Source organism: Paraburkholderia tropica (genome assembly GCF_900109265.1).
Lineage (GTDB): Bacteria > Pseudomonadota > Gammaproteobacteria > Burkholderiales > Burkholderiaceae > Paraburkholderia > Paraburkholderia tropica.
Genome location: NZ_FNZM01000008.1, coordinates 247,358 through 273,854, shown reverse-complemented (window position 1 = coordinate 273,854; position 26,497 = coordinate 247,358). Strand labels below are relative to the sequence as shown.

Here is a 26,497-nt window from a genome sequence, read left to right as displayed (position 1 = left end):
CCGAAATTTTTTTATTCCATCGCGCCGCAAACCGGCCGAAATTCCCGCAGCCGCCGCGCAGCAAGGCTTGCGCGCCGCTGGCATGCCTTATGCCGGGTTACTACTGAATTGCACAACAATTATTTGTCGTGCGAGGATGCAATCACGGTGTTCGTCCGCCACGTAAGCGAATGTTGAAAAAGCACTTTTTCGACGCTTCGCCGTGGCATCCCGGGCGAACGCTGGCGGCGGGTCTGGTCGACAACAGAACGGTGCCGCACAGGTTTTCCGATCGGTTTTCTTCCCCGCGACGGGTCACGAACGCGCTTAAGGCTCCGGCCACGCGCAGCGGTGTCCTGTTGTGTCCCGCGCAAGCGGGCAGGTCGCGGGTGAGTCGCTCGGGTAGTCAGATTGACGGCGGGAATTTTCGCGGGCAGGTGCAGCAGATGGCGTTCAGGAAGCTTCTTACCGGATGGGCAGTGACCGGCACGGCGTGCGTGCTGTCGGTCGCGCTGTCGAACGCTCACGCCGCCTCGCTGGCCGATGCGACATCGGCGCTCTCCGCCACGCCTTCGCCCTCGTCCACGACCGCTCAGCACGCCAATACGGGCGGCCCGCTCGGCAACGCCAAAGTGGCGCGCCTCGCGCTCGACGACGCGTATCTCCCCGTCGTCCACGCCGACATGAACGCGCAGATCATCCAGATCCCCGTCGTCGACGAGCCCGGCGTGACGCTCGAAACCACCGTGTATCGCCCGGAAGGTCCCGGCCCGTTCCCGATGGTGGTGTTCAATCACGGCAAGATTCAAGGCGATCCGCGTCTGCAGGCGCGCAGCGATCCGATGTCGTTCGCGCGCGAATTCGTGCGTCGCGGCTACGTGGTCGTCGCGCCGAACCGCCGCGGCTTCGCCGGTTCGGGCGGCACCTACGAACAGGACGGCTGCGACGTCGCGAGCAACGGCATGGGCCAGGCGTCGGACGTCGCCACGGCGGTCGATTACATGTCGAAGCAGCCTTTCGTCGACGCGAACCATATCGTGGTCGCGGGCACCTCGCACGGCGGCCTCGCCACCATGGCTTACGGCACCGAAGCCGCGAAAGGCGTGCGCGCGCTCATCAACTTCTCGGGCGGTCTGCGCCAGGACGCGTGCACCGGCTGGCAGGGCAACCTGACCCAGGCGTTCGGCGACTACGGCGGCAAGGCCCGCGTGGCCTCGCTCTGGCTCTACGGCGACAACGACTCCGTGTGGTCGCCCGACCTCGTCACGAAGATGTTCGCGGCCTTCCGCACGGCGCAGGCGAGCGAGAACGGCAGCGTGGCGAGCGCGAAGCTGATCGATTTCGGCGCGTACAAGAACGACGCGCACCGTCTCGTGGGCGACCGCGACGGCGTGCAGGTCTGGTGGCCGAAGGTCGAATCCTTCCTCGCCGAGCAGGGCATGCCCACGTCCGTGCAGTATCGCGTGGCGACGGCCGCCGCGCCGCAGGCGAGCGGCTATGCGTCGATCGACGCGGTGGGCGCGGTGCCGTTCCTCGATCAGGCCGGCCGCGACGGCTATCGCAACTTCCTCAAGCAGTATCCGAGCCGCGCGTTCGCGGTGTCCGACTCGGGTGCGTGGTCGTGGGCCGAAGGCGGCGACAACCCGATGGCCGTCGCCGTCGCGAACTGCCAGCAGCACAGCAGCGATCCGTGCCGCCTCTACGCGGTCAACGGCAACGTGGTGTGGGCGAACGACACCGCCGCCACGGCGCAGAACGACAGCGGCGACGCGCATGCCGTCGCCGCCAACGCCACGGACAACGCCGCCGAGCCGTCGCATTCGCTCGCGAGCCGCTGAGTCCTGCACGTAACGCTCAGACAGCGCGCGCGGGCCATTCCCCAGTTTGCAGTGTGTTCCGGATCGGGCGGCCCGCGAGGCCGCCCGTTTTTTTTCCGGCGCCGGCGGACCTCAACGTCGCCTCTTTCGATGTCGCCCTAAAAAATTCCGCTTTCGCCTGGTTGGAGCGCGCGACTGCGCTCGCGCGCGCCCGGATTTTTTTGCATAAGCGCGCATGACTTTGCCGTCGTCATCTACGGTCATTTACGGGCTTTTAAAACGATCCCGCAGCAGATGTCGCGAACCGCGTCGAACCCCGCTAGAAGCCTTGCCTGGCGGGGTTTTGAGGGGTAGTGCATTGCGCGGGCGAACGCGCTAATCTCGGTCCCGCTGTCGTACCCTGGAGCCGTACTTGAATTCCGCAACCCCATTCCATCAAGGCACTGCCAACGATGCGTGGATCGCGCGCAGTCTGCGCGCCGTCTGGCATCCGTGCACCCAGATGAAGCACCACGAGCGCCTGCCGCTCGTCGCCGTCTCGCGTGGCGAAGGCCCGTGGCTCTACGACCACGAAGGCCGCCGCTACCTCGACGCCATCAGTTCGTGGTGGGTCAACCTGTTCGGCCACGCCAATCCGGACATCAACGCCGCGCTCAAAGCGCAGCTGGATACGCTTGAGCACGTGATGCTCGCGGGCTGCACGCACGAACCGGCGGTCGAACTCGCCGAGCGCCTGAGCGCGCTCACGGGCGGCGCGCTCGGCCATGCGTTCTTCGCCTCGGATGGCGCGTCGGCGGTCGAGATCGCGCTGAAGATGAGCTTCCACGCGTGGCGCAATCGGGGCGCGATCGACAAGCGCGAATTCGTCTGCCTCGCCAACAGCTATCACGGCGAGACGATCGGCGCGCTCGGCGTGACCGATGTGAAACTCTTCAGGGATGCTTACGATCCGCTGCTGACACACGCGCACGTGGTGGCGTCGCCGGACGCGCGCACGGCCCGCGAAGGCGAGAGCGCCGCCGATGTCGCGCGCCGCGCGCTCGCCGACGTCGAGCGCCTGTTCGCCGAGCGCGAAGGCCGCATCGCCGCGCTGATCGTCGAGCCGCTCGTGCAGTGCGCCGCCGGCATGGCGATGCACGATCCGCTCTATCTGCAAGGCCTGCGCGCGCTCTGCGACCGCTTCGACGTGCATCTGATCGCCGATGAAATCGCCGTCGGGTGCGGGCGCACCGGCACGTTCTTCGCATGCGAACAGGCGGGCATCTGGCCCGATCTGCTGACGCTCTCGAAGGGCATCAGCGGCGGTTATCTGCCGCTTTCGATCGTGCTGTCGCGCGACGAGATCTACGGCGCTTTCTACGACGACGACACCACGCGCGGCTTCCTGCATTCGCATTCGTACACGGGCAATCCGCTCGCGTGCCGCGCCGCGCTCGCGACGCTCGATCTGCTCGAGCGCGACAACGTGCTCGCCACGAACGCGCAGAAATCGCAGCAACTGCGCGACGCGTTCGCGCCGCTCGAAGCGCATCCGCTCGTGCGCGATATGCGTCAGTGCGGCACGATTCTCGCGTTCGACGTGAAGCTCGACGATCCCGCGCGCGCGCGCACCTTCTCGCGCCGCTTCTTCGAGCACGCGTTGCAGCGCGAACTGCTGCTGCGTCCGATCGGCACCACGGTCTACGTGATGCCGCCGTACATTCTCGACGCGCAGACGCAGGCGCATCTCGCCGAACGCACGCGCGAAACGTTCGACGCGACCGTCGCGGAGGATCTGTAATGCCGCTTCTCGACACGCTCGAACAGGGCCTGCACGAACTCGACGCGCGCGGCCTGCGCCGCCGCCGCCGCACCATCGACACGCCGTGCGACGCGCACATGACGGTCGACGGCCGCGAGACCATCGGCTTCGCGAGCAACGACTATCTGGGCCTCGCCGCGCATCCGCAACTCGTCGCCGCGCTGGCCGAAGGCGCGCAGCGCTACGGCGCGGGCAGCGGCGGCTCGCATCTGCTCGGCGGCCACTCGCGCGCGCACGCGCAGCTCGAAGACGATCTCGCCGCGTTCGTGGGCGGTTTCGTCGACGCGCCGCGCGCGCTGTACTTCAGCACCGGCTATATGGCGAATCTCGGCGTGCTGACCGCGCTCGCGGGCCGCGGCACGACGATCTTTTCCGACGCGCTCAACCACGCCTCGCTGATCGACGGCGCACGCCTGTCGCGCGCCGAGATCCAGATCTATCCGCACAACGACACCGACGCGCTGGGCGCGATGCTCGACGCCTCCGACGCGAACGTGAAGCTGATCGTGAGCGACACCGTGTTCAGCATGGACGGCGACGTCGCGCCGCTCGCGCGTCTGGTCGAACTCGCGGAACGGCACGACGCCTGGCTCGTGGTCGACGACGCGCATGGTTTCGGCGTGCTCGGTCCGCAAGGCCGCGGCGCGATCGCCGAAGCCGCGCTGCGCTCGCCGCAGCTCGTGATGGTCGGCACGCTCGGCAAGGCCGCGGGCGTGTCGGGCGCGTTCGTCTGCGCGCACGCCACCGTGATCGAATGGCTCGTGCAGCGCGCGCGTCCGTATATCTTCACGACGGCGTCGTCGCCGTCGGTGGCGCATGCGGTGTCCGCGAGCCTGCGCATCATCGGCGGGGAAGAGGGCGATGCGCGCCGCGCGCATCTGAATCATCTGATCGGGCGCACGCGCGCGATGCTCAAGCAGACCTGCTGGCTGCCCGTCGATTCGATGACGGCCGTGCAGCCGCTCGTGATCGGCGCGAACGACGCCACGCTCGCGCTGCAGGCGGAACTCGAACGCGACGGCCTCTGGGTGCCCGCGATCCGTCCGCCGACCGTGCCCGAGGGCACGTCGCGTCTGCGTATTTCGTTGTCGGCCGCGCATTCGGACGCCGACCTCGATCGTCTGAACACCGCGCTGGAGCAAGCGAGCCGCGCGGCCCTGGAGCACCACGCATGAACGCCTCGACCGTTTCGCTTTTCGTCACCGGCACCGACACGGAAATCGGCAAGACCTTCGTGAGCGCCGCGATCCTGCGCGGTCTCACGCACGCGGGCCTGCGCGCCACGGCGCTCAAGCCGATCGCCGCGGGCGCGTATGAGCGCGACGGCGTCTGGCACAACGAAGACGCCGATCAGCTCGACGCCGCCGCGAGCGTGCTGCTGCCGCCGGAGATCCGCACGCCGTTCCTGCTCAAGGAACCGGCCGCGCCGCACATCGCCGCCGCGCTCGAAGGCGTGACGCTCGACATGGCGCGCATCGTCGACAGCCATCGCGAGGCGTGCACGCGCGCCGACGCCGTCGTGGTCGAAGGCGTGGGCGGCTTTTGCGTGCCGCTCACCGACGAGCAGGACACCGCCGATCTCGCGGTCGCGCTGGATCTGCCGGTCGTGCTCGTGGTCGGCATGCGGCTCGGCTGCATCAGCCACGCGCTGCTGACCGCCGAAGCCGTGGCCGCGCGCGGGCTCAAGCTCGCGGGCTGGGTCGCCAACCGCATCGATCCGAACATGACGTTCCCCGAAGAAAACATCGACGCATTGCGCACGCGACTCGCCGCCCAGTTCGGCGCGCCGCTGCTGGGCGTCGTGCCGCACATGCGCGGCGCGAGCGCCGACGATGCCGCCGAACACCTGAACATCGACACGCTGCTCGCACAGCTCGCCGCGCTGGCGCCGCAACCTGCGGCAATGAGCGCGCAATAAGCGCGTGTCCCGCTACAACAGTCAAAACGTCACCAAGGACGCCGACATCATGACGCAAACCCACATCGACATCACTTCGCTCAAGGCCACCGCGCCGAGCGCCCACGCCGCCGCCGAAGCCGCCGCGCGCTGGAAGGTCGCCGACGTCGCCGCGCTCTACGAGCTGCCCTTCAACGACCTGATGTTCCGCGCGCAGCAAGTGCACCGCGAGCATTTCGACGCGAACGCCGTGCAGCTTTCCACGCTGCTGTCGATCAAGACCGGCGGCTGCGAGGAAGATTGCGCGTACTGCCCGCAGTCGTCGCATTACGAAACCGAACTCGAAGCCGGCAAGCTGATGGCCGTCGACGCCGTGCTCGACGCTGCACGCGTGGCCAAGTCGAACGGCGCGACGCGCTTCTGCATGGGCGCGGCGTGGCGCAATCCGAAGGACCGCCATCTCGAGCCGATCAAGGACATGATTCGCGGCGTGAAGGCGATGGGCCTCGAAACCTGCGTGACGCTCGGCATGCTCGAAGATCACCAGGCGAAGGCGCTCGCCGACGCGGGCCTCGACTACTACAACCACAACCTCGACACCTCGCCGGAGTACTACGGCAAGATCATCTCGACGCGCACCTACGAGGACCGTCTGGAGACGCTCGAACGCGTGCGCGACGCGGGCATCAACGTGTGTTGCGGCGGCATCGTCGGCATGGGCGAATCGCGCCGCGAACGCGCGGGTCTGATCGCGCAGCTCGCGAACATGGAACCGTATCCGGAGTCGGTGCCCATCAACAATCTGGTGCAGGTGACGGGCACGCCGCTCGAAGGCACCGAGCCGATCGATCCGTTCGAATTCGTGCGCACGATCGCAATCGCGCGCATCACCATGCCGACGGCGATGGTGCGTCTCTCGGCGGGCCGCGAGCAGATGGACGACGCGCTTCAGGCGCTGTGCTTCATGGCGGGCGCGAACTCGATTTTCTACGGCGATCAACTGCTGACGACGAGCAACCCGCAGGCGGAAGCCGACCGCAAGCTGCTGTCGCGTCTGGGCATCACGGCGCAGGCCGCGCAACATCTGCCGACCGACGATCATGGTCACGCACATGGTCACGCGCATGGTCATGATCACTCGCACGGCGGCTGCGGCCACTGCGAATAAGCCGCTTTTTACGGGCTGAAAACAAAAACGCCACGCTGCGAAGCGTGGCGTTTTTTTATGGCGCGGGCGTTGGGCCGGGCGTTATGCGTAAGCCGCGCGTCGGCGTCCCGCGAGCACGAGATAGCACAGCGCGCCCACGACGAGCGCGGGCAGCGTCGCGCCCAGGTTCGGCAGCCATTGATTGAGCGCGTGATACGCGCCGATGCCGAGCGCCCACGCAATGAACGCGCTCACGTGCCAGCCTCCCGAATAGCCGTACGTGCCGCTCAGATCGGCGAGCGCATTGGCGTCGATGCGGCGGCGGCGCACGATGAAGTGATCGGCGAGCACCACGCCGAACAGCGGCGCGAACACCGAGCCGATGAACAGCAGGAAGTTCTCGTACTTCGCCATCGGCACCACGAGGCCGATCAGCGTGCAGATCGCGCCGAATGCCGCCGACAGCCAGGGCACGCTGCCGCGCGTCCAGAACGTGCCGGTCGAGACGGCCGCCGAGTGGATGTCGGCGAAGGCGTTGTCGATTTCGTCGATCAGCACCAGCAGCAGCGCGAGACCGCCGCCCGCCTGCGCGAGCGCCGTGGTCAGCAGCGCGTCGCCGCCGCCCGCCGCGAGGCCGTAGATCGCGCCGAGCGCGTAGAACCACAGGTTCGCGATGCCATAGCCGAACAGCGTGCCACGGAAGGTTTCACCCGCCTTGCGGCCGAAACGCGTGTAGTCGGCGATCAGCGGCAGCCACGAAAGCGGCATCGCCACCACGAGGTCGATCGCGCTGCCGAACGGCATCTCGCCCGTGCCGGGACGCTGCATCAGCGCGTGGATGTCGTGCTGGGCGAGCAGGCTCCACGTGAGCCACGCCGCGCCCGCGAGCAGCAGCCAGATGCCCCACGTGCGCAGGAAGCGGCGCACGAACGAGAGCGGACCGCTGATTGCGAGCAGCGTCGCCAGCAGACCGAAGATCACGGTCCAGACGAGCGGCATCGAGAGGCCGAAGGCCTGTTTGGCGAGCGCGTCGGCGGAATCGCGCATCACGATGATCTCGAACGAGCCCCAGCCCACGAGCTGCACCATGTTGATGACGGCCGGAATCGACGCGCCGCGAATGCCGAGCGTCGGGCGCAGCGAGGACATGGCCGCGAGGCCGGTGTCGGTGCCGATCACGCCCGCGAGCGCGAGCAGCACCACGCCGATCACGCTGCCGATGCCGATGGCGAGCAGCGCGTGCGGCAGCGAGAGGCCGGGCACGAGCAGGGCGCCCGCCTGCGCGACCAGCAGGCCGATGCCGAGCGAGAACCACAGCGCGAAGGCGTCGCCGGTGCGGAACTGGCGGCGCGCGTCGGGCACGGGCACGTTGGGCGCGTAGGTCGAGCCGGCGTCGGCGCCGGCTTGCGGGTCTTGAGTCATGGGAAAGCGTGTCCTCTGTGTCGTATGTCTGGTGTCGTGCTGGCCGGCAGGCGGCGCGCGCTGGCTTTTCAACGCGCGGCGCGGCTGTCTGGCTGACGCGTCGTGCGCGTGGTGTGTCTCGCCTGTGTCTCGCGTGTGTCTCTTCTGGCGCTTTGTCCGGCCCGGTTTCACGGCGACCTTTGCCGCGCGCCACTGGCCCGGCCGTGCCTCGCGCGGCGGCGCCGGCTGTCATAATGCAGGGCTGGCGCGGCGGCGCGGTTTGAGGGCGCGAACAGCGCGCAGGCCGTGCAGCACGCATTGCAATCAGTTGCAAACTCGCCGCAGCGTCACTTAGCCGACATTATCGCGAAAACGTCATGTTTGAAGAAACCCGTGCCAACGTCCCCCTCGCCGAACGACTGCGTCCGCGCACCATCGACGAGGTCATCGGCCAGAAGCATCTGCTCGGACCGAACAAGCCGCTGCGCGTGGCGTTCGAGTCGGGCGAAGCGCACTCGATGATCCTCTGGGGGCCGCCGGGCGTCGGCAAGACCACGCTCGCGCGCCTCATGGCCGACGCGTTCCACGCCGAATTCATCGCGCTCTCGGCCGTGCTCTCGGGCGTGAAGGACATCCGCGAGGCCGTCGAGCAGGCGCAACTGCATCGCGCGCACGGCCATCAGACGCTGGTGTTCGTCGACGAGGTCCATCGCTTCAACAAGAGCCAGCAGGACGCTTTCCTGCCGCATGTGGAGTCGGGCCTGTTCGTGTTCGTCGGCGCGACCACGGAGAATCCGTCGTTCGAGGTGAACAGCGCGTTGCTCTCGCGCGCGGCTGTCTACGTGCTCAAGAGCCTCGACGAGGAAGAGCAGGGCGAGCTGCTCGCGCGCGCCGCCACCGAGCTGGGCGGGCTTACGTTCACGGACGAAGCGAAGGCCGCGCTGATCGGTTCCGCCGACGGCGACGGCCGCAAGCTGCTCAACAATCTGGAAATCGTCGCGCGCGCGGCGGCCCAGCAGAAGAAGGGCGAAATCGACGGCGAACTGCTCGGCAGCGCGCTCGCCGAGAATCTGCGCCGCTTCGACAAGGGCGGCGACGCGTTCTACGACCAGATCAGCGCGCTGCACAAGTCGGTGCGCGGCAGCAATCCGGACGGCGCGCTCTACTGGTTCTGCCGCATGCTCGACGGCGGCGCCGATCCGCGCTATCTGGCGCGCCGCATCGTGCGCATGGCGTGGGAGGACATCGGTCTCGCCGATCCGCGCGCCGCGCGCATGACGCTCGACGCCGCCGAAACCTACGAGCGCCTCGGCTCGCCCGAGGGCGAACTCGCGCTCGCGCAGGCCGTCATCTATCTGGCGGTCGCGCCCAAGTCGAATGCGGGCTACAACGCCTACAACGAGGCGCGGCGCTTCGTCGGCAAGGATCAGTCGCGCGCGGTGCCCGTGCATCTGCGCAACGCGCCGACCAAGCTGATGAAGGAACTCGGCTACGGCCACGAATACCGCTACGCGCACGACGAGCCCGACGCGTACGCTGCCGGCGAGACCTATCTGCCCGACGGCATGCGCGAACCGCGCTGGTATCAGCCGACGCCGCGCGGGCTCGAAGGCAAGATCGGCGAAAAGCTCGCGCGCCTCGCCGACCTCGACGCGCAATGGCGCGAGGCGCATCGCGACGAAATCCGCGAGCGCAAACGCAAGGGCTGAGGCCCGGGCCGGCAGACCGGCGCAAGCCCCGCGCACCGCGCCGCGCGGATTGCCGCCGCCGGTGCGCTAAAATCGACACTTCACACAACGAAACTGCGTCTCACAATCCCATGCTCGACATCCAGCTGCTGCGCAAAGACCTCGACGGCGTCGCGAAGCGCCTCGCCGACCGCGGCTACACCCTCGACGTCGCGGCCTTTTCCGCGCTCGAAGCGGAACGCCGTGCCATTCAGACCCGCACCGAAGAAATGCAGGCGCGCCGCAACAGCCTGTCGAAGCAGATCGGCGCGATGAAGGGCCGCGGCGAGGACACCTCGGCCGTGATGGCCGAAGTGGGCGGCATCGGCGACGAGATGAAGGCGTCGCAGGTCAAGCTCGACGAGATCCAGTCGAAGCTCTCGGATCTGCTGCTCGGCGTGCCGAACCTGCCGCACGAGAGCGTGCCCGTGGGCCGCGACGAAAGCGGCAACGTGGAAGTGCGCCGCTGGGGCGCGCCGCGCGCGTTCGACTTCGAGGTGAAGGATCACGTCGACGTCGGCACGCCGCTCGGTCTCGACTTCGAAACGGGCGCGAAGCTCTCGGGCGCGCGCTTCACGATGCTGCGCGGCCAGATCGCGCGTCTGCACCGCGCGCTTGCGCAGTTCATGATCGACACGCACACGACGCAGCACGGCTACACGGAAACGTACACGCCCTACATCGTCAATCCGGAAATCCTGTACGGCACGGGTCAGCTTCCGAAGTTCGCGGACGACATGTTCCGTGTGGAAAAGGGCGGCGCGGAAAACACCGTCACGCAGTATCTGATCTCCACGTCGGAGATTTCGCTCACGAATACGGTGCGCGAGAGCATCGTCGAAGGCAGCGCGCTGCCGATCAAGCTGACCGCGCATTCGCCGTGCTTCCGCTCGGAAGCCGGCTCGTATGGCCGCGACACGCGCGGCATGATCCGTCAGCATCAGTTCGACAAGGTCGAAATGGTCCAGATCGTCGCGCCGGAAACGTCGTATGACGCGCTGGAGCAGATGGTCGTGCACGCGGAAACCATCCTGCAGAAGCTTGGCCTGCCGTATCGCGTGATCACGCTGTGCACGGGCGACATGGGTTTCTCGGCGACCAAGACGTACGACCTCGAAGTCTGGCTGCCGGCGCAGAACACGTATCGCGAAATTTCGAGCTGCTCGAACACGGAAGCGTTCCAGGCGCGCCGCATGCAGGCGCGCTATCGCAACGCGCAGGGCAAGCCGGAACTCGTGCACACGCTCAATGGTTCGGGCCTCGCGGTGGGCCGCACGCTGGTCGCGGTGCTGGAGAACTATCAGGAAGCCGATGGCTCGGTCACCGTGCCGGAAGCGCTGCGTCCTTACATGGGCGGTGTCTCGCGTCTGTCGCTGGACGTTTGATCGGCACATGAATCCTGCATCGCCCCGAAATTTTTTTCGTAAAAGGGCTTGCAGGATTCAAATTATGTTCTATAATCTTCGCTTCTCTGGTCGCCGACCAAGACCTGAGAAGCAGTAAAAAACGCAGTAAAAAAGCAGTACCCCGGAGAGGTGGCAGAGTGGTCGAATGTACCTGACTCGAAATCAGGCGTACGGTTTCCCCGTACCGTGGGTTCGAATCCCACCCTCTCCGCCAAATTCTGAAAACCCCTGCATGCTTAACCGCTGCGGGGGTTTTTGCTTTGTAGCGCCGCTTTCGGCGCTAACAGGTTCAATCAATCACGCCCACGCCGCTCCAGCGCGCGCAGATACGTGCCCGAGATGGCCGACGTGCCGTGATGCACGATCTTTTCATCGACGAGCGCCCACACCGAAAGTCCCACCTGCCGCACGCGCCGACAGAACGACAGATCCTCCGACAGATACACGCCTTGCTCGCCGACCGTATCGAAGAAGGCGTGAAAGCGGCCGTCGGGCAGATAGGGCGCGTATTGCGCGGGCGGCCGATAAAGCTGCGTGACCGGCGCGACGGCTTCGATCGCGTCGCGGCGCACGAGGAAAATACCCGTGCCGATGTGGTTCACCTCGGTCCAGCCATTGTCGACCGAAACGTTACCGTGCGCGTCGGCGAGCATCGCGGTGTTGTAGTCCACGGTCTTTTCCTGCCACTCGGCCAGCGTCAGGCCCACGTCCGCCGCCGTGATGGTCGTGTTGCGCTCGAAGTGGCGATACGGGCAGGCGATCCCGGCGACCGGTTTGTCGCCGGCCAGCAGGCGCGGAATGGCTTCGGGCGAGAAGGCCATGTCGGTGTCGAGAAACAGGATGTGCGTGAACTCCGGGTGGCTCAGGAAATAGCTGGCGAAGAAGTTGCGCGCCCGAATGATGTGCGACGAGGCCGTGTGGATGTACTGGAAGTTCACGTCGGTGGCCTTGAACGTCTCCATCAGGCGCGCGAGCGCCATCGCGAAGTCGAAGTGCACCGAGTTGTCGTAGGTGGGCAGGGCGATCAGCACGTTCAGGGGCGTGGCCGGTGCCGCCGTGCGGGAAGTGGTGGATGAATCCATGACCTGGCGTTCCGCTCATGTCGTTGTAAGATAATTCCCATTCTTGATGGCGGCTTGCGCGCGGACAATCGGACAGTTCCGAATGTCGGCCGGCCGGAGCGCGGCAACGCCCCGGTACAATGCACGTTTGCTCCTTTGTATGCGTGGCGGATCGCTCAGGCGGCGCCGCGCTCACCTGAGTCTCAGATGGCTATCACCTACAAATCCGCGGACGACATCGCGCGTCTGCGCATCTCGGGCCGCCTCGCCGCCGACGTGCTCGCCATGATCGGCGAACACGTCAAGCCCGGCGTCTCCACCGACGACCTCGACGCGATCTGCAACGATTTCATCGTCAACACGCTCAAGGCCGTGCCGGCCAACGTCGGCTACCTCGGCTTTCCGAAGACGATCTGCGCGTCGGTCAACTCGGTCGTCTGCCACGGCATTCCGAGCCGCGGCGAAGTCCTCAAGGACGGCGACATCATCAACATCGACGTGGCCGTGATCAAGGACGGCTATTTCGGGGACACGAGCCGCATGTACACGGTCGGCACCCCGAGCCCGGTTGGTCGCCAGCTGATCGACACCACCTACGAGGCGATGCTCGCGGGCATTCGCCAGGTGAAGCCGGGCGCGACGCTCGGCGACGTCGGCCACGCGATCCAGAAGCGCGCGCAGGCCGACGGCTTCTCGATCGTGCGCGAGTATTGCGGCCACGGCATCGGCAAGGTCTATCACGAGGAGCCGCAGGTGCTGCACTACGGCCAGCCGGGGCAGGGCCTGCGCCTGAAGCCGGGCATGGTCTTCACGATCGAGCCGATGGTGAACGCGGGCCGCGCCGGCACGACGGTGCAGCGCGACGGCTGGACCGTGGTCACCAAGGACCGCTCGCTCTCCGCCCAGTGGGAACACATGGTCGCCGTCACCGACGACGGCTACGAGCTGCTGACGCCCTGGCCGGACGGCACGGGCAGCTACGAAGCGCCGTGATGGCGGGTGTGCGGCCGCTCGGCCGCTCTGTCAAGTGCGCGCTGAAGTTCCGCGCGGATGGCGCTCGGGGAACGTTTTCGTCAAATAAGGATTTGACTCTCTGGCCAGTTCGGTTAAAGCTACGCGTTAGTGCTTTATTGGGGTTTACGACTGCATGAGTCCGTCACTGACCGTTCGCCGTATCGTTGCCGATCAGGGTGCCGTGCTCCGCGAGCTTCGTACCGCTTCGCTGCGCGACGCACCTTATGCGTTCGGCGACTCGCTCGAAGATGCGCTGTCCGCCGACGCAGCCGTCTACGACGCGGCGGCCGCGCGCCATGCCGACTCGCATGCGGCCACCTCGTTCATCCTCTATACCGAGGGGCATCCGGCGGGGCTGATCGGCGCGAATTTCGAGAGTGCGCCCGCGCGGCGCGCGTTCGTGTTGGCGCTCTGGGTGGCGCCTGCCGTGCGTCATCTGCGTGGCGGGGAGTTGCTGTTGAACGCGGCGCTCGAATGGCTCGTGAGCGAAGGCGCGACGCAGGTCTACGCCTGGGTCACCGATTCGAACACCACCGCCATGCGCTTCTACGAGCGTCTCGGCTTCGGCCCCACGGGCGATCACGCGCGTAGCCAGCACTCGCCGGAGCAATGGGAAACGCTGCTCGTGCGCGACGTGTGCGACCTCGCCCAGCCAGCCCCGGCGCAATGAGGCCGCGCGCCGGCTGCGATTTTTTTGCCGGTTTTTTGCGGTTTTTTTAGCCGTGTCCCTGCTGTCTTTTCGTTCCCTGATTCTGTCGTCGATGCCGTCGTGACGCGCCGGATGCCACTGCGCCTGCGCGTCGTGGCGTCGGCACGGCGTCCGCCATGACGTCGTTCGCGGCGTCGTTCTCGCCTCGACCCCTTGCCGCAGCATGCCAGGCCATTAAAAATGATGGCTGTGTGCGTCGACGCCTGTAAAATACGCAAAATTTTTCGCCGATCGCCATGTCGCCCAGGAAATCGCCATATTTTGAACTGAAGAGCGGTTCAGTCGATACGCTTCTGTTCGTGGTCAAAACGACTGAACTCGATGCGATGCGCGCCGAACTCACGCGGCGCTTCGAGGCGACCCCGGAATTCTTCGCCAACGATACCGTGGCCATCGACATCCGGCGTCTCGCCGATGGCGAGCAGGTCGCGCTCGGCGACATCGCGCGCCTGCTCGAAAGCGTGCGCATGCGCCCCGTCGGCGTGGTCGCGCAGGCCGCCCAGCACGGTTGGGCCGCCGAAGCCGGACTGCCGTTCCTCGAAGCGCGCGACAAGCGCGGCGCCCACGCGAAGGGCGGCGCCGACGCCGACACCGGCGTGGAACACAGCGCCGCGCCGCAGGCCGAAGCCGCCAATGCGCCGGCTTCAGCCGACAAAGGCGCCGCGCAGCCGGAACTCTTTCCCGCCACGACGGCCGCAGAAGAGCCGGTCACGGAAACGCTGGCGGAAACCCCGTCGCGCAACGCGCCCAAGGAACCCACGCTGGTGGTCGACCGTCCGCTGCGTTCGGGCCAGCGCGTCTACGCGAAGGGCGACCTCGTGGTGCTCGGCATGGTGTCGAACGGCGCCGAGGTGATCGCCGAGGGCAACATCCATATTTACGCGCCGTTGCGCGGCCGCGCACTCGCGGGCGTGCATGGCAATCACGACGCGCGCATTTTTTGCACGAGCCTCGAGGCGGAACTCATTTCGATCGCGGGCATCTACCGTACCACTGAAGTTCCACTCGCCGACGACGTGCGGGGCAAGCCGGCGCAAATCCGGCTCGACGAAGAAAAGCTGTTGATCGAACCGTTGAGGCTCACCTGAGTCGCCGCTCGTGCGCCCGCGCGTGATGTGCGGGGCGCTCGCATGCGGCACGCGATGAGACCAAACTGAGAAACTGACGAACGCAAGGTAAGGGAATGGCAAAAATCATTGTGGTGACTTCGGGCAAAGGTGGCGTCGGCAAAACGACCACGAGCGCGAGTTTCGCATCGGGCCTCGCGTTGCGCGGCCACAAGACCGCGGTCATCGACTTCGACGTGGGTCTGCGCAATCTCGACCTCATCATGGGTTGCGAGCGCCGCGTCGTGTACGACCTGATCAACGTGATCCAGGGTGAAGCGAACCTCAATCAGGCGCTCATCAAGGACAAGAAGTGCGAAAACCTCTTCATCCTGCCCGCCTCGCAGACGCGCGATAAAGACGCGCTCACGAAGGAAGGCGTGGAAAAGGTGATCGAGGATCTGCGCAAGATGGACTTCGAATACATCGTGTGCGATTCGCCCGCGGGTATCGAGTCGGGCGCGATGCTGGCGATGCATTTCGCCGACGAAGCGCTCATCGTGACGAATCCGGAAGTGTCGTCGGTGCGCGACTCGGACCGCATTCTCGGCATGCTGTCGTCGAAGACGAAGCGCGCGATCGAAGGCAAGGATCCGATCAAGGAACATCTGCTGATCACGCGTTACAGCCCGAAGCGCGTCAACGAAGGCGAGATGCTGTCGCTGTCGGACATTTCGGAAATCCTGCGTATCGATCTGATCGGTGTGATTCCGGAATCGGAAGCCGTGCTGCACGCGTCGAACCAGGGCTTGCCGGCTGTCCATCTCGACGGCACCGACGTCGCGGAAGCGTACAAGGATGTCGTGTCGCGTTTTCTCGGCGAGGAGAAGTCGCTTCGTTTCACCGATTACCAGAAGCCGGGGCTCCTGCAGCGCCTGTTCGGTAGCAAGTAAGGGAGGCGCACGCCATGTCGTTTCTTTCGTTTTTTCTCGGCGAGAAGAAGAAGTCCGCCTCGGTAGCGAAGGAACGCCTGCAGCTCATCATCGCTCACGAGCGCGCAGGCGGCCATCCGCCCGCCGATTATCTGCCGGCCCTCCAACGTGAACTGGTCGCGGTGATCTCGAAGTACGTGAAGATCTCCGACGACGATATCCGCGTGAGCCTCGAACGCCAGGACGACCTCGAAGTGCTCGAGGTCAAGATCGAGATTCCGCAGGCCTGATGAAGGCATTGCGCGCGGCCGGTTTGCGCCGCGCGCATCTCAATTTGGCGGACGGCGGCTGACTTCACGACGTCTCGCGCCGCTGTTTGCAGCGTCTGTTCGCCGCGTCGTTTTCACCGCCTTCGCGCATTCCTTGCCTGACCGAAATATTCGGTTTCACTTCACCCTGCGTGGTTACACGGCCGCTGTCAGCGCGGCGTCGTGCTCGCGCATTGATCCGGTAACGCCACTCATGGCGTCTTACTCAAGGGTGATCAACATGAACAATTCCATCCGCCTGCTCGTTGCCAAAACCGCGATCGTCGTCGCCGGTGCGTGCGCTGTCGCTGCGCCTGCGTTCGCCGAAGTCATCGTCGTTGCGCCGAGCGCGCCGCCCGTCGAGCGCATCGAAGTCGTGCCCGCGCCGCGCGCCGGCTACGTCTGGGACAAGGGCCACTGGCGCTGGGATCACGGCCGCTACGTCTGGATCGGCGGCCACTGGCAAGCCGAACGCGTGGGCTATCACTGGGTGCCGGGCCACTGGATCGCGCATGGTCCGAACTGGCACTGGGTCGAAGGCCACTGGGCCGCTTGAGGCTCGCGCGCTTCGTGTGAGCTCGCGCGTCGACCATTCGTCCGCTTGAGCGCAACGCTGCAGGGGAGGCCCGCGCTCGTCGTGATCGACTGACGTTCGGGCGCGGTCCGCGGCGCAAGCAGCCCGGCGGGAGCCCGGCGCGCGGCAACAGTGCGAATTTTTCGCCCGTTGCCGCGCGCCGGGCTCCTTCTTTTGCGCGGACAAAAAAGAGGGCGCATAGCGGCCGCGCGCGTCCCGGCGAGACTGCCATCCGCCCGAATCGGCCAAGCTGGCAATCAGGGCAGGGAAAACCTGCGTATTCCCACGCGGATTCCGTCACTCGCGCCTGGCTTCGTCCGTTAAAATCACGGAAAAATGCAGGCAAATCACTGAATTGGGCCTTCGCCGGTCCGCAGCACAATGAAACGAGTCTTGATTGTCAAGGTGACTTCGCTCGGCGACGTCGTCGAAGCCCTTCCCGTGGTGGCCGATGTCCAGCGCGCGTACCCTGGCGTGATCGTCGACTGGGCCGTCGACGACGCCTTCGCGGAAATCGTGGCATGGAACGCGGGCGTCGATCGCGTGCTGTGCGCGCCGCTGCGCCGCTTCAAGAAAGCGCGCCGCTGGAGCGATTTCAAATCGATCTGGCAGTCGATCTCCGAGCTGCGCGCGCATCGCTACGACGCGGTCATCGATATTCACGGCGTATACAAAAGCGCGATCATCGCGTTTCTCGCGCGTGGCCGCCGCCGTTTCGGTTATCTCGCCCAGGATCTCGGCGAGCGCGGCGCGGCGTTCGCGTACAACGGCCGTTTCGGTCCGCGTCCGAAGTGCGATGCGTGGCTCGGCATGCGCATCAGCACGGGCGAAGCGCTCGGCTACACGATCGACACGCCGCCCGATTTCCAGATGCGCATTCCGCGCGACGGCAACGCGCTGCCCGCGCCCGACGCGCCCACCGCGCTGATCTTCCACGCGACCTCGAAGGAAGAGAAGAAGTGGCCGGTCGAGCATTGGGGCGAGCTGTGCCGCGCATTGATCGCGCGCGGTCTGCGCATCGAGCTGCCCTGGGGCTCCGACGCCGAGCACGCCACCGCGCGCGAGATCGCGGCGCTCGTGCCTGGCGCGACGATCCTGCCGCGCCTCACGGTCACGCAGGTCGCGCAGCGTATCGAGGATTCGGCGCTCGTCGTCGGCACCGATACGGGCTTCGTGCACCTCGCGCACGCGCTGCTCAAGCCGACCATCATGATCTTCGTGGCGACCAATGCCGAGCACCTCGGCGTGCGTGCGCCCAATCGCTCGATTTCGATCGGCGACGGTCATCACGTGCCGCCGGTTTCGGTGGCAATCGATGCCGTCGATCGCGTGTATCCCGCGCGCGATGCGGACGGCACGCCGAAAGCGCCGCTCGTGTCGAGCGTGTGATTTTCAGCGGCTGAATTCAACGGTTCGATGAGGTATTTCGCGGCGCGCGTTCATCGCGCGCCCGTTGCTTTTGTGCGTGCGAACAGTTCGTTCCCGGCGCGTTTGCGGCGCATTCATCCGCACATTTCCCCCGCGCATCGCTTATTACGAGGTTGTTAAAAGTGTCGTGCCTGTGTTGCATGCAGCGCGGCGTGCGCGCCTGTCGGCGTAAGAACGCATGCGGGCTGTAACACGGGTCACACCGCTGCTTACAAATTGCAACGCCTGCGATGCGCGCCGTCGTGTTCAATGCAAACCGTCCACTGCACGCGATTCCCCTGCGGAACGCGCCGGACGCAAGACATTGACTCGAAGGGAGAACGAAGTGAAACGATTGACGCTTACCCTGATCGCAGGTGCGCTTTTCGCGGCGTCGCTGAGCGGATGCATCGTGGTGCCGCCGGGCGGCGGATACTACGGCGGCGGCTACCATCACGGCTACTACGATCGTTGAGCATGATGCCGACGCGAGCGGCCCGCTCAGGCCAGCAGCATCTCGACGGCGATGACCGCCGCGATGGCCGCGACGTTGGCGACGATGGCTTCGAGAACCACCGCGCGCCACGTTCGCGTACTCAAACGAAAGGCCAGAACCAGTGAGATGCCCAGTGCGAGCGCGATCATCAGGACGAGATCGGCATTGCTCAGATGCAGGTTCATCGTTGGCCTCCCTGGCGCGAATGCGCGGACCGTGTTGATGCCTCGTTATCGAGTATAGGCACGCGCCGCGTGCGCACAAGTGGACAAAAAACGGACGAAAAAAAAGCGGAATCCAATGACCCGGATTCCGCTTTTTTCGTTTCGGTCTGCTCGAAGCAGTGCATCAGCGCACTGCTTCGGTGTCGTGCATCACGTCAGCGACGTATGACGCGTTTCGCGCATGCACAGCACGCCGAAGAGGCTCACGCAGGCCGCGATCGACACGTAGGCGCCGACCCACGACAGACCGCCGCGCGCGGCCAGCACCTGCGCGATATACGGCGCGACCGACGCGCCCAGAATGCCGCCGAGGTTGTAGGCCACGCCCGCGCCGGTGTAGCGCACGCTGGTCGGGAACAGCTCGGGCAGCAGGGCGCCCATCGGCGCGAAGGTGGCGCCCATCAGGAACAGCTCGATCACGAGGAACAGCAGCACCAGCGGCAGCGAGCCGCTGCCGAGCAGCGGCTGCATCGTGAAGCCCGAGAGGATCGCCAGAATGCAGCCGACGATCAGCACCGGCTTGCGGCCGAAGCGGTCGGAGAGCGCCGCCGAAATCGGGGTGGCGATGCCCATGAACACGACCGCGATACACAGCATGCCGAGGAAGGTCGGACGCGGAATATGCAGCGCCGTCACGCCGTGCGAGAGCGAGAACACCGTCGCGTTGTAGAACAGCGTGTAGCAGACCACCATGGCCAGCGCGCCGAGCAGCGTCGGCCACCAGTAGTTCGAGAGCAGCGTCGCGACCGGCACCTTGACGCGTTCGTCGCGCTCGACGGCGGCCTTGAACGCGGGCGTTTCGGCGATCTTCAGGCGTACATAGAGGCCGAGCGCGACGAGCACCGCCGAGACGATGAACGGCACGCGCCAGCCCCAGTCGCGGAACTGCTGGTCGGTCAGCGTGGAGGCGAGGCCGAAGAACAGGCCGTTCGACGCGAGAAAGCCGACCGACGGTCCGAGCTGCGGGAACATGCCGAACCAGCCGCGCTTGCCTTGCGGCGCGTATTCGGTCGCGAGCAGCGCCGCGCCGCCCCATTCGCCGCCGAGGCCGATGCCCTGGCCGAAGCGCAGCACGCACAGCAGAATCGGCGCGAGGCTGCCGATCGAGTCGTAGCCGGGCACGAAGCCGATCAGCGTGGTCGAGACACCCATGACGAGCAGCGAGGCCACCAGCGTCGATTTACGGCCGATACGGTCGCCGAAATGGCCGAACAGGAACGAGCCGATCGGGCGCGCGACGAACGCAATGCCGAAGGTCACGAACGCCGACAGCGCCTGCGCCGTCGCCGAGCCGTGCGGGAAGAACACCGGGCCGATCACGAGCGCGGCGGCCGTTGCGTACACATAGAAGTCGTAGAACTCGATCGCGGTGCCGATGAAGCTCGCGAAGATCACGCGCGCCGTGCTTTGCTGGCGCGCGGCATCGGGTTGGTCGGCGCTCGCCGACGAAAGCGGGGAGGTGGACATCGGGGTCTCCAGTCATTGTGATGCGCGCTGACGCGCTTTGCCCGCCGGGCCGAGGGCGGCTGGGGCGCAAGGCGCGGCGCGTGCGTCTTTGTGCAGGTTTCGAAGTCCGGCGCGCGGGCGCGGATGCCGCCATGGCATCCCGCTGCAACATCCATGAGCCGGCAACGAGTCGTCAGTATGCATCGCGCAGCGTGGGCTGTGCGCGCGAAGGCGTGGACCGTCCGGCGCGCGCGGATAGGCGCGGGCACGATGCAGATACGGTCGAAGCGCGCATCGGCGCGGCGCGGGTGGCGACGGTCGACGGCGTGGCCGGGCGGATGCCGGCTAGGGATAGCGAAAAATTATAACGAGCGGGCGCGCCGCGCAGCAAGGCGTAAGCAAGCCTCGCGCGGGCGCATCGAAAGGCGCGTGGCGGATCAGTTGTAGTTCTGCGCTTGCGGCGACGCGAGCGTGCGCAACTGGAACTTGCCGTTGTCGTTGAAGAGCCAGTCCTCGAACAGCTCGATCTGTCCGACCGAGTTGAGCAGACGCGCGGGCGGCGGCGGCAACGGCGCGGCGTGACGCAGCGTGGCGAGCGCGGTGGATTCGGCGTCGTCGTCGCCATTGGTGCGATACACCGACGACTTGACCACCTGGCCTTCGCGATTGATCGTGAACGAAACGACCACGAGCGAGCGCAGCATCGCCTGGGGCGAACCGTGCAGCACCGAGGTCGGATTACGCTCGATGATGCGCTTCGCCACGGCGGCGCGATATTGATCGAGCGTCGTGCTGTTGATGGCTTCGGGCGGAATCACGAGCAGCGGACGCGGCGGCGGCGTGATCGTGCAGGCGCTTGTAAGGGCGAGCAGCAGGATCGCACCGAGACGCCGCAGCGGCGCTGCATGCGCGGTGTGAGCGATGTTCGGGCGGAGAGCGCTCGCGGTGTCGTGACCGCTGCGCGTACGGACGCGGATGAGCATGTTGTCCAGGCTCGAGTGCGAAACCAGATTCGAGCTTAGTCGAAACGGTGCGGGATGCAATCCGAACTCGCCCGCGCGAGCGCGCGGTACTGGCGAGTTGTGTGCGCCTGGGCGCTTATCCGTTCGTTGATGTGCGAGGCGCCGATGCGCTTATTCGACGGGGAATTGCGCGCAGGGATCCGCGGTCACGGTCGCGCAGGCGTATGAGTATTCGCCGCTCTTGAGGAACAGCTCCTTGCCGACTTGCACGTTCGCGCGCAGATCGGGCGAGCTTTCCCAAGCGATGTAGCCCGAGCACATCACGGCAGACAGAACGACGAGTGAAAAGGCCAGCTTTTCGAAGACCTGGTAACGATGCGGCATGGTGAGTAATCCCCTGAACAGGCGATAGTTTACCGCAATACTAGGGTTTTCACCTAGGGTTATACCCGGGTTCTGGCAGGGTATCTGAAAAGGGCGAATTAAACACGCGACCCTAAAATTGGAAAGACGAACACGGGCCTTCGCCGAGCGTCGCTCGATCGGGGATTCAGGCGTTGGTGTGTGGGGAAAGATTCAGCCGCAGGACGCGGATCTGAAGGCGAAGCTCGGCGATTCGACCCGTTGCGGCCGTGGAGGCTGGCAGGAGGTCGAAGGCCGCTTCGGGCGGCTGGAAGGATGCGCGGACGCATCCTTCCAGCCGCCTCCTTGCCGCCAGTCAGGACGCTTGCGTCGATGCCAGATCGAGCGCCACTGCCTGTGCGACTTCGATGCCGTCGATGGCCGCCGAATAGATGCCGCCCGCGTAACCGGCGCCTTCTCCTGCCGGATACAAACCTTCGACGTTCATGCTCTGAAAATCGTCTTTGCGGCGAATCCGGATCGGCGACGACGTGCGTGTCTCGACGCCGGTCAGCACGGCGTCGTGCATCGCGAAACCGGCGATCTTCCTGTCGATCTGGGGGAGGGCTTCACGGATTGCTTCGATCACGTAGTCGGGCAGCGCCGTGCTGAGATCGGTCGGATGCACGCCCGGCTTGTACGACGGCACGACCGAGCCAAGCGACGTGGACGGCCGGCCCGCGATAAAGTCGCCGACCAGTTGCCCGGGCGCCTGGTAGTTGCCGCCGCCGAGCTCGAACGCCCGCTCTTCCCATTTGCGCTGGAACGCGATGCCCGCCAGCGGGCCGCCCGGGTAGTCCTCCGGCGTGATGCCGACGACGATGCCCGCATTCGCGTTGCGCTCGGCCCGGGAATACTGGCTCATGCCGTTGGTGACGACGCGGCCCGGTTCGGAAGTCGCCGCGACCACCGTGCCGCCCGGGCACATGCAAAAGCTGTACACCGCGCGCCCGTTGTTGGCGTGATGGACCACCTTGTAGTCGGCGGCGCCAAGTTGCTTGTGGCCCGCGAATTTGCCGAAGCGGCTGCGATCGATGAGCCCCTGCGGATGTTCGATGCGAAAGCCCAGTGAAAATGGCTTGGCTTCGATATACACACCGCGATCGTGCAGCATCTGGAACGTGTCGCGGGCGCTGTGTCCCACGGCCAGCACGACGTGGTCGCAGCGCAGCGTTTCACCGTTCGAGAGCTTGAGCGAGCGCACCTTGCCCTGATCGATTTCGATGTCGTCGACGCGGGTTTCGAAACGCACTTCACCACCCAGTTCGTGGATCGTCGCGCGCATCTTTTCCACCATGCTGACGAGACGGAACGTGCCGATGTGCGGACGGCTCAAATACAGGATATCTTCCGGCGCGCCTGCCTTGACGAACTCCTCGAGCACCTTGCGGCCATAGTGGTTCGGGTCCTTGATCTGGCTGTACAGCTTGCCGTCGGAAAACGTCCCGGCCCCGCCTTCGCCGAACTGCACGTTGGATTCCGGATTGAGCACCGACTTGCGCCACAGACCGAAGGTGTCCTTGGTGCGTTCGCGCACGGCCTTGCCGCGTTCGAGAATAATGGGGCGGAAACCCATCTGCGCGAGGATGAGTCCGGCGAACAAACCGCACGGCCCCATGCCGATCACCACCGGACGCGGACGCGTAGAGTGCTCGGGCGCCTTCGCGACGAACCGGTACGTCATGTCGGGCGTCACCCCGCAATGCGGCTGCCCGACGATCTGCTTGCGCACCGCCGCTTCGTCCTTGACTTCGATGTCGACGATATAGGTCAGCTTGATATCCGAGCGCTTGCGTGCGTCATGCGCGCGGCGGAATACGGTGAAGCGGACAAGCTCGTCTGCCGCGACGCCGAGATCGGCGAGGCGCGCGCGAACGGCGGCGTCAAGCTCGCGTTCGGCATGATCGAGGGGGAGTTTTATTTCGGATAAACGTAACATGGGGTGCCAGGGTGCAGTTGCCACTGGAATCGTGGCCAACCCGCATTTTATAGGTTTGGCGGATTCCCAAATGAAAAGCTACCGCGCGACGAAACGTCAGCGCTTGGGCGACAGGCGGATTGTGACGGGGTGAGGGCGGGCGGCGTTCGCCATGTGGACGGCCGGCAGCGGACTGTTTGTCGAACTGAAGCGTGGCTCGCTGGGGATCTTTTGTCCGATTTCGGATGCTCGCGTGCGCGTGCACGTCAGCGACCGTTTATGGCCGGGAGCACCGGGAGTCATCAGGACGAATCAGACCCAATCAGGAAATCCCGCCAATTGCACGGCGGGCAACGACACACCGTGAAATGCGAGTGAAATCAGGGGAGTTTTTGACGGCTGCCCGCGAACCCTCGCGGGTGGCGAGTATTGGCGGAGGCGGTGTCCGCATGGATGCCTTGCTAGTAAAGGCTTTGGCGAATTCCGATGTGAAAAGTACCCGACTAAGTACCCGGAAATGCGAGGTGTTGACCCACAGTGCTTTGTCGTGATGCGTGTTGCGAATCGTCGGCGGCGCGGAACAAAGCCTTGGGAACAGCGGGAACAATGGGAACAGGCTAGGTAGGAGGTTGAATTGCAAGGATTTTTCTGTTCCCAAGTTGTTCCCAAAACACACATAGATATGGGAACAACTTGGGAACTAGGTCCGCGCTTCGGCGATAACCGTTAGCTCGGTTCGAGTCATTTCCGCCAAGAGACCGCCATCTGGAACGCTGCGCGCGAAAATATTCCCGCGCCGCCGCTCCCCCCGCCGCGTGAGGTCTATTCGCCGATCGCGCGAATTCGCATGATCGTTTGGCGGCTTGTGCCGTATGTCTTCGCAAGTGAAGCGACACTTGCTCCATCGGCCAATCGCTTTTGAACCTCTATGCGCTGCAGGGCAGAAAGGGCGGGGGGCCGGCCCATCGCTTTTCCTTCAGACTTCGCGCGCGCGATGCCGGCGTTCGTGCGCTCGATCAATAGGTCGCGTTCAAATTCAGCGACCGCATTCAGGACAGTCATCGTCATTCGGCCCGCGGCACTAGTCAGGTCCGCTCCGCCCAGAGCGAGGCAGTGTACGCGAATGCCACGCGCCGCCAGTGCTTCTACGGTAGCGCGCACATCCATCGCATTGCGGCCGAGTCGATCGAGCTTCGTCACGATCAGCACGTCGCCATCCTCCATGCGATCAAGGAGCTTAGAAAAACCTGGGCGTTGATCTGCCGCAACGCTGCCTGAAATGCTCTCGGTCACAACGCGGCGGTCGTCGACGGCAAACCCGGCTTGTTCGATTTCCATAATCTGGTTCGTTGGGGTTTGGTCGGCGGTGCTGACTCGGGCGTAAGCAAAGGTGCGGGACATGACACGTTCCGGGTGTACGAAAAGGATGTCCGTATTATACGGCACGTCCGAAATGTGTATAGGCTTACTTTCGTACACCCCTAGAGCGCTACGTCCGAAAGGGATCGATTTCGTACCCTTTCTCGTATAATTTTCCTGACCAACCTACCCTTGCCCCCTTCGATGGAACAAGTTGCTGATTCGCTAGCGCGACAGGCGATCGCATCACTAGATGCGGATGGCGCGAATCTGTTTGGGCGCAGCGCATTTAATCGCTACTACTACGGTGTATATCTGGCGGTGCGGGCGATGCTCCAAGTAGGTCACCCGGAAATCCAGCGATTTCAGCACAAGGATCTGCCTGACGAGCTAACAGGGAAAGTTCGGAATCGCATTATGGAAGCGTCGCGGCAACAAATTAAGCGCAAACTTTTGGATGAGGGCCACGCGGCCCAGTTAATCGACAGTGCTACCACAGCCTTGCGTGAGCTCGCAGAAATTTTGAGGGAAGGCTACAGGATTCGAGTGGTGGCGGATTACGACCCGAGTGCGAAAGCGATCGTACAAAACGGACACGTGCTTTTGCAGGACAAGACGACAGACGCAGCTCGACAGTGGGGGCGAAGAGCGGAGCGCGCTATCGGGCAAGTTAAACGCGTTTGGAGGCAACTTGGCATTACCCACTGACGAGGAAGTCTACGTTTTCCTCCAATTGCAATCCGCTGACGGCTACGTGCAAAGCGTTCGCGTAATTGAACAAACCATTTTTCTGGTTGTGGATGCTGAGCGCGTCGCTACAAGTGCGCATGACAAGCACGTGACTTCTCGGAGACAGCTTGCGGCGCTATCTCGGGCGTTGCACGAGAAGTTTCAGTTGGATGTGCAAGTGTCCATTGCATCCGATGCCGCTAGTCAAAGGATTCAGACGGCGCTGGAGAGTGTTTTACGCGTGCGTTTTGGTGACTCCGTGAGCGGTGTAACGGTCGCGTTATTGGATGCGGAGACGGCGTCTGTTTGGATTGATGCCGAGGATGTCAACGACTTGCAAGTTGTCGATCAGATTGGTGTGGCCACTAGGGACGCGCTGCGGCTCTTCGATCTCCCGAAGAGTAGCTTGCACATTCAGGCTCCTGTTGTCGAAGAGCCGACTTTGCTCGCCATATTACGGGCAACAAAGATACTGGCGCCGGTGCCCATCGAGCAACTCGCCAAGGTGCTAGTAACCGACTATCGTCTGCCATCAGAACATTGGTTGGCCGCGAAGCTTGACTTGGCAAGAAAGCGCGGTCTAGTAATTCGCGACCATTCGGGTGCGTTCCATCTGACGGAGGAGGGACTAGCCGCAGTGCCTGCCGGCCGAGGGCGCAATGGCACTGACGTGGTGCGAGCGCTTGCACTCATTAAGCGGAGATGGCGATGATATACTGCGTCCGGCGGTGTGTT

Annotated in this window: 25 protein-coding genes and 1 tRNA gene; 18 read left to right on the top strand and 8 right to left on the bottom strand. The window is 64.9% G+C overall.

What is annotated here, in order from left to right; all coding sequences use genetic code 11:
• Window positions 1-425 precede the first annotated feature (425 nt).
• The 5 genes from BMY06_RS15380 (at window position 426) to bioB (ending at window position 6,662) form a co-directional block, all read left to right on the top strand.
• Window positions 426-1,817: a dienelactone hydrolase family protein gene (locus BMY06_RS15380; protein ID WP_074983973.1), complete on the top strand. Its 1,392-nt coding sequence runs from the start codon at window positions 426-428 to the stop codon at window positions 1,815-1,817.
• A gap of 391 nt (window positions 1,818-2,208) precedes the next feature.
• Window positions 2,209-3,576: an adenosylmethionine--8-amino-7-oxononanoate transaminase gene (gene bioA, locus BMY06_RS15375; RefSeq protein ID WP_074983972.1), complete on the top strand. Its 1,368-nt coding sequence runs from the start codon at window positions 2,209-2,211 to the stop codon at window positions 3,574-3,576.
• Window positions 3,576-4,772, top strand: coding sequence for an 8-amino-7-oxononanoate synthase (bioF, locus tag BMY06_RS15370; RefSeq protein WP_074983970.1), 1,197 nt, complete (start codon window positions 3,576-3,578; stop codon window positions 4,770-4,772). Before bioA ends, bioF begins: the two co-directional genes overlap by 1 nt.
• The gene (bioD, locus tag BMY06_RS15365; RefSeq protein ID WP_065058171.1) at window positions 4,769-5,515 is read left to right on the top strand and encodes a dethiobiotin synthase; all 747 of its coding nucleotides are present in this window, start codon (window positions 4,769-4,771) and stop codon (window positions 5,513-5,515) included. Before bioF ends, bioD begins: the two co-directional genes overlap by 4 nt.
• Before the next feature lie 49 nt (window positions 5,516-5,564).
• Entirely contained in the window at window positions 5,565-6,662 is a 1,098-nt protein-coding gene (bioB, locus tag BMY06_RS15360; RefSeq protein WP_074984075.1) for a biotin synthase BioB, read from the top strand.
• 81 nt (window positions 6,663-6,743) lie between these two features.
• Here bioB and cytX read toward each other — a convergent pair whose 3' ends face one another.
• Window positions 6,744-8,063, bottom strand: a complete 1,320-nt coding sequence (gene cytX, locus BMY06_RS15355; protein WP_065058172.1) for a putative hydroxymethylpyrimidine transporter CytX — start codon at window positions 8,061-8,063, stop codon at window positions 6,744-6,746.
• A 356-nt stretch (window positions 8,064-8,419) separates the two neighbouring features.
• Between cytX and BMY06_RS15350 the strand changes: the two genes are divergently transcribed.
• The 3 genes from BMY06_RS15350 to BMY06_RS15340 all read left to right on the top strand — a co-directional run bounded on the left by BMY06_RS15350 (window position 8,420) and on the right by BMY06_RS15340 (window position 11,389).
• Entirely contained in the window at window positions 8,420-9,751 is a 1,332-nt protein-coding gene (locus tag BMY06_RS15350) for a replication-associated recombination protein A (protein ID WP_065058173.1), read from the top strand.
• Between the two features lie 110 nt (window positions 9,752-9,861).
• Window positions 9,862-11,154: a serine--tRNA ligase gene (gene serS / locus BMY06_RS15345; protein WP_065058174.1), complete on the top strand. Its 1,293-nt coding sequence runs from the start codon at window positions 9,862-9,864 to the stop codon at window positions 11,152-11,154.
• A gap of 144 nt (window positions 11,155-11,298) precedes the next feature.
• Window positions 11,299-11,389, top strand: a tRNA-Ser gene (locus BMY06_RS15340).
• Between the two features lie 79 nt (window positions 11,390-11,468).
• On the opposite strand, the gene BMY06_RS15335 is transcribed toward BMY06_RS15340, so the two are convergent.
• Window positions 11,469-12,257, bottom strand: coding sequence for a glycosyltransferase family 2 protein (locus BMY06_RS15335; RefSeq protein ID WP_074983968.1), 789 nt, complete (start codon window positions 12,255-12,257; stop codon window positions 11,469-11,471).
• Window positions 12,258-12,443: 186 nt separating this feature from the next.
• On the opposite strand from BMY06_RS15335, the gene map reads away from it, so the two are divergent.
• The 8 genes from map to BMY06_RS40470 all read left to right on the top strand — a co-directional run bounded on the left by map (window position 12,444) and on the right by BMY06_RS40470 (window position 18,701).
• The gene (gene map / locus BMY06_RS15330; RefSeq protein ID WP_065058176.1) at window positions 12,444-13,229 is read left to right on the top strand and encodes a type I methionyl aminopeptidase; all 786 of its coding nucleotides are present in this window, start codon (window positions 12,444-12,446) and stop codon (window positions 13,227-13,229) included.
• A 154-nt stretch (window positions 13,230-13,383) separates the two neighbouring features.
• The gene (locus BMY06_RS15325) at window positions 13,384-13,920 is read left to right on the top strand and encodes a GNAT family N-acetyltransferase (RefSeq protein WP_074983967.1); all 537 of its coding nucleotides are present in this window, start codon (window positions 13,384-13,386) and stop codon (window positions 13,918-13,920) included.
• Between the two features lie 275 nt (window positions 13,921-14,195).
• Window positions 14,196-15,047: a septum site-determining protein MinC gene (gene minC, locus BMY06_RS15320; RefSeq protein ID WP_065058178.1), complete on the top strand. Its 852-nt coding sequence runs from the start codon at window positions 14,196-14,198 to the stop codon at window positions 15,045-15,047.
• A gap of 95 nt (window positions 15,048-15,142) precedes the next feature.
• On the top strand, window positions 15,143-15,958 hold the full coding sequence (gene minD, locus BMY06_RS15315; protein ID WP_065058179.1) for a septum site-determining protein MinD: 816 nt from the start codon (window positions 15,143-15,145) through the stop codon (window positions 15,956-15,958).
• 14 nt (window positions 15,959-15,972) lie between these two features.
• Window positions 15,973-16,227, top strand: a complete 255-nt coding sequence (gene minE, locus BMY06_RS15310; protein WP_028215841.1) for a cell division topological specificity factor MinE — start codon at window positions 15,973-15,975, stop codon at window positions 16,225-16,227.
• Window positions 16,228-16,486: 259 nt separating this feature from the next.
• Entirely contained in the window at window positions 16,487-16,801 is a 315-nt protein-coding gene (locus BMY06_RS15305) for a YXWGXW repeat-containing protein (protein ID WP_074984074.1), read from the top strand.
• Between the two features lie 399 nt (window positions 16,802-17,200).
• Complete coding sequence (gene waaC, locus BMY06_RS15300; protein WP_065058180.1) at window positions 17,201-18,208, top strand: lipopolysaccharide heptosyltransferase I; 1,008 nt, start codon at window positions 17,201-17,203, stop codon at window positions 18,206-18,208.
• Window positions 18,209-18,572: 364 nt separating this feature from the next.
• Window positions 18,573-18,701 (top strand): hypothetical protein, encoded by a 129-nt coding sequence (locus BMY06_RS40470; RefSeq protein ID WP_258365495.1) that lies wholly within the window; start codon window positions 18,573-18,575, stop codon window positions 18,699-18,701.
• Between the two features lie 26 nt (window positions 18,702-18,727).
• On the opposite strand, the gene BMY06_RS15295 is transcribed toward BMY06_RS40470, so the two are convergent.
• The 6 genes from BMY06_RS15295 to BMY06_RS15270 form a co-directional block, all read right to left on the bottom strand.
• Window positions 18,728-18,907 carry a hypothetical protein gene (locus BMY06_RS15295; RefSeq protein WP_074983965.1) on the bottom strand — a complete coding sequence of 60 codons (180 nt, stop codon included), beginning with the start codon at window positions 18,905-18,907 and terminating at the stop codon, window positions 18,728-18,730.
• A gap of 189 nt (window positions 18,908-19,096) precedes the next feature.
• Entirely contained in the window at window positions 19,097-20,413 is a 1,317-nt protein-coding gene (locus BMY06_RS15290; RefSeq protein WP_065058182.1) for an MFS transporter, read from the bottom strand.
• Window positions 20,414-20,829: 416 nt separating this feature from the next.
• Window positions 20,830-21,375 (bottom strand): TonB family protein, encoded by a 546-nt coding sequence (locus BMY06_RS15285; RefSeq protein ID WP_080180359.1) that lies wholly within the window; start codon window positions 21,373-21,375, stop codon window positions 20,830-20,832.
• Between the two features lie 150 nt (window positions 21,376-21,525).
• Entirely contained in the window at window positions 21,526-21,738 is a 213-nt protein-coding gene (locus BMY06_RS15280) for a hypothetical protein (protein ID WP_065058183.1), read from the bottom strand.
• Window positions 21,739-22,072: 334 nt separating this feature from the next.
• Window positions 22,073-23,695, bottom strand: coding sequence for an NAD(P)/FAD-dependent oxidoreductase (locus BMY06_RS15275; protein ID WP_074983963.1), 1,623 nt, complete (start codon window positions 23,693-23,695; stop codon window positions 22,073-22,075).
• An 801-nt stretch (window positions 23,696-24,496) separates the two neighbouring features.
• Complete coding sequence (locus tag BMY06_RS15270; RefSeq protein ID WP_074983962.1) at window positions 24,497-25,075, bottom strand: recombinase family protein; 579 nt, start codon at window positions 25,073-25,075, stop codon at window positions 24,497-24,499.
• A 162-nt stretch (window positions 25,076-25,237) separates the two neighbouring features.
• On the opposite strand from BMY06_RS15270, the gene BMY06_RS15265 reads away from it, so the two are divergent.
• Window positions 25,238-25,741, top strand: a complete 504-nt coding sequence (locus tag BMY06_RS15265; protein WP_124263069.1) for an SPFH domain-containing protein — start codon at window positions 25,238-25,240, stop codon at window positions 25,739-25,741.
• The gene (locus tag BMY06_RS15260) at window positions 25,725-26,474 is read left to right on the top strand and encodes a hypothetical protein (protein WP_074983959.1); all 750 of its coding nucleotides are present in this window, start codon (window positions 25,725-25,727) and stop codon (window positions 26,472-26,474) included. Before BMY06_RS15265 ends, BMY06_RS15260 begins: the two co-directional genes overlap by 17 nt.
• Window positions 26,475-26,497: the final 23 nt, after the last annotated feature.

Bases quoted from the DNA above. Each gene is read 5' to 3' on its own strand.
- BMY06_RS15380 (WP_074983973.1), top strand. From the start codon at position 426: ATGGCGTTCAGGAAGCTTCTTACCGGATGGGCAGTGACCGGCACGGCG.
- bioF (WP_074983970.1), top strand. From the start codon at position 3,576: ATGCCGCTTCTCGACACGCTCGAACAGGGCCTGCACGAACTCGACGCG.
- bioD (WP_065058171.1), top strand. From the start codon at position 4,769: ATGAACGCCTCGACCGTTTCGCTTTTCGTCACCGGCACCGACACGGAA.
- bioB (WP_074984075.1), top strand. From the start codon at position 5,565: ATGACGCAAACCCACATCGACATCACTTCGCTCAAGGCCACCGCGCCG.
- cytX (WP_065058172.1), bottom strand. From the start codon at position 8,063: ATGACTCAAGACCCGCAAGCCGGCGCCGACGCCGGCTCGACCTACGCG.
- BMY06_RS15350 (WP_065058173.1), top strand. From the start codon at position 8,420: ATGTTTGAAGAAACCCGTGCCAACGTCCCCCTCGCCGAACGACTGCGT.
- serS (WP_065058174.1), top strand. From the start codon at position 9,862: ATGCTCGACATCCAGCTGCTGCGCAAAGACCTCGACGGCGTCGCGAAG.
- BMY06_RS15335 (WP_074983968.1), bottom strand. From the start codon at position 12,257: ATGGATTCATCCACCACTTCCCGCACGGCGGCACCGGCCACGCCCCTG.
- map (WP_065058176.1), top strand. From the start codon at position 12,444: ATGGCTATCACCTACAAATCCGCGGACGACATCGCGCGTCTGCGCATC.
- BMY06_RS15325 (WP_074983967.1), top strand. From the start codon at position 13,384: ATGAGTCCGTCACTGACCGTTCGCCGTATCGTTGCCGATCAGGGTGCC.
- minC (WP_065058178.1), top strand. From the start codon at position 14,196: ATGTCGCCCAGGAAATCGCCATATTTTGAACTGAAGAGCGGTTCAGTC.
- minD (WP_065058179.1), top strand. From the start codon at position 15,143: ATGGCAAAAATCATTGTGGTGACTTCGGGCAAAGGTGGCGTCGGCAAA.
- minE (WP_028215841.1), top strand. From the start codon at position 15,973: ATGTCGTTTCTTTCGTTTTTTCTCGGCGAGAAGAAGAAGTCCGCCTCG.
- BMY06_RS15305 (WP_074984074.1), top strand. From the start codon at position 16,487: ATGAACAATTCCATCCGCCTGCTCGTTGCCAAAACCGCGATCGTCGTC.
- waaC (WP_065058180.1), top strand. From the start codon at position 17,201: ATGAAACGAGTCTTGATTGTCAAGGTGACTTCGCTCGGCGACGTCGTC.
- BMY06_RS15295 (WP_074983965.1), bottom strand. From the start codon at position 18,907: ATGAACCTGCATCTGAGCAATGCCGATCTCGTCCTGATGATCGCGCTC.
- BMY06_RS15290 (WP_065058182.1), bottom strand. From the start codon at position 20,413: ATGTCCACCTCCCCGCTTTCGTCGGCGAGCGCCGACCAACCCGATGCC.
- BMY06_RS15285 (WP_080180359.1), bottom strand. From the start codon at position 21,375: ATGCTCATCCGCGTCCGTACGCGCAGCGGTCACGACACCGCGAGCGCT.
- BMY06_RS15280 (WP_065058183.1), bottom strand. From the start codon at position 21,738: ATGCCGCATCGTTACCAGGTCTTCGAAAAGCTGGCCTTTTCACTCGTC.
- BMY06_RS15275 (WP_074983963.1), bottom strand. From the start codon at position 23,695: ATGTTACGTTTATCCGAAATAAAACTCCCCCTCGATCATGCCGAACGC.
- BMY06_RS15270 (WP_074983962.1), bottom strand. From the start codon at position 25,075: ATGTCCCGCACCTTTGCTTACGCCCGAGTCAGCACCGCCGACCAAACC.
- BMY06_RS15265 (WP_124263069.1), top strand. From the start codon at position 25,238: ATGGAACAAGTTGCTGATTCGCTAGCGCGACAGGCGATCGCATCACTA.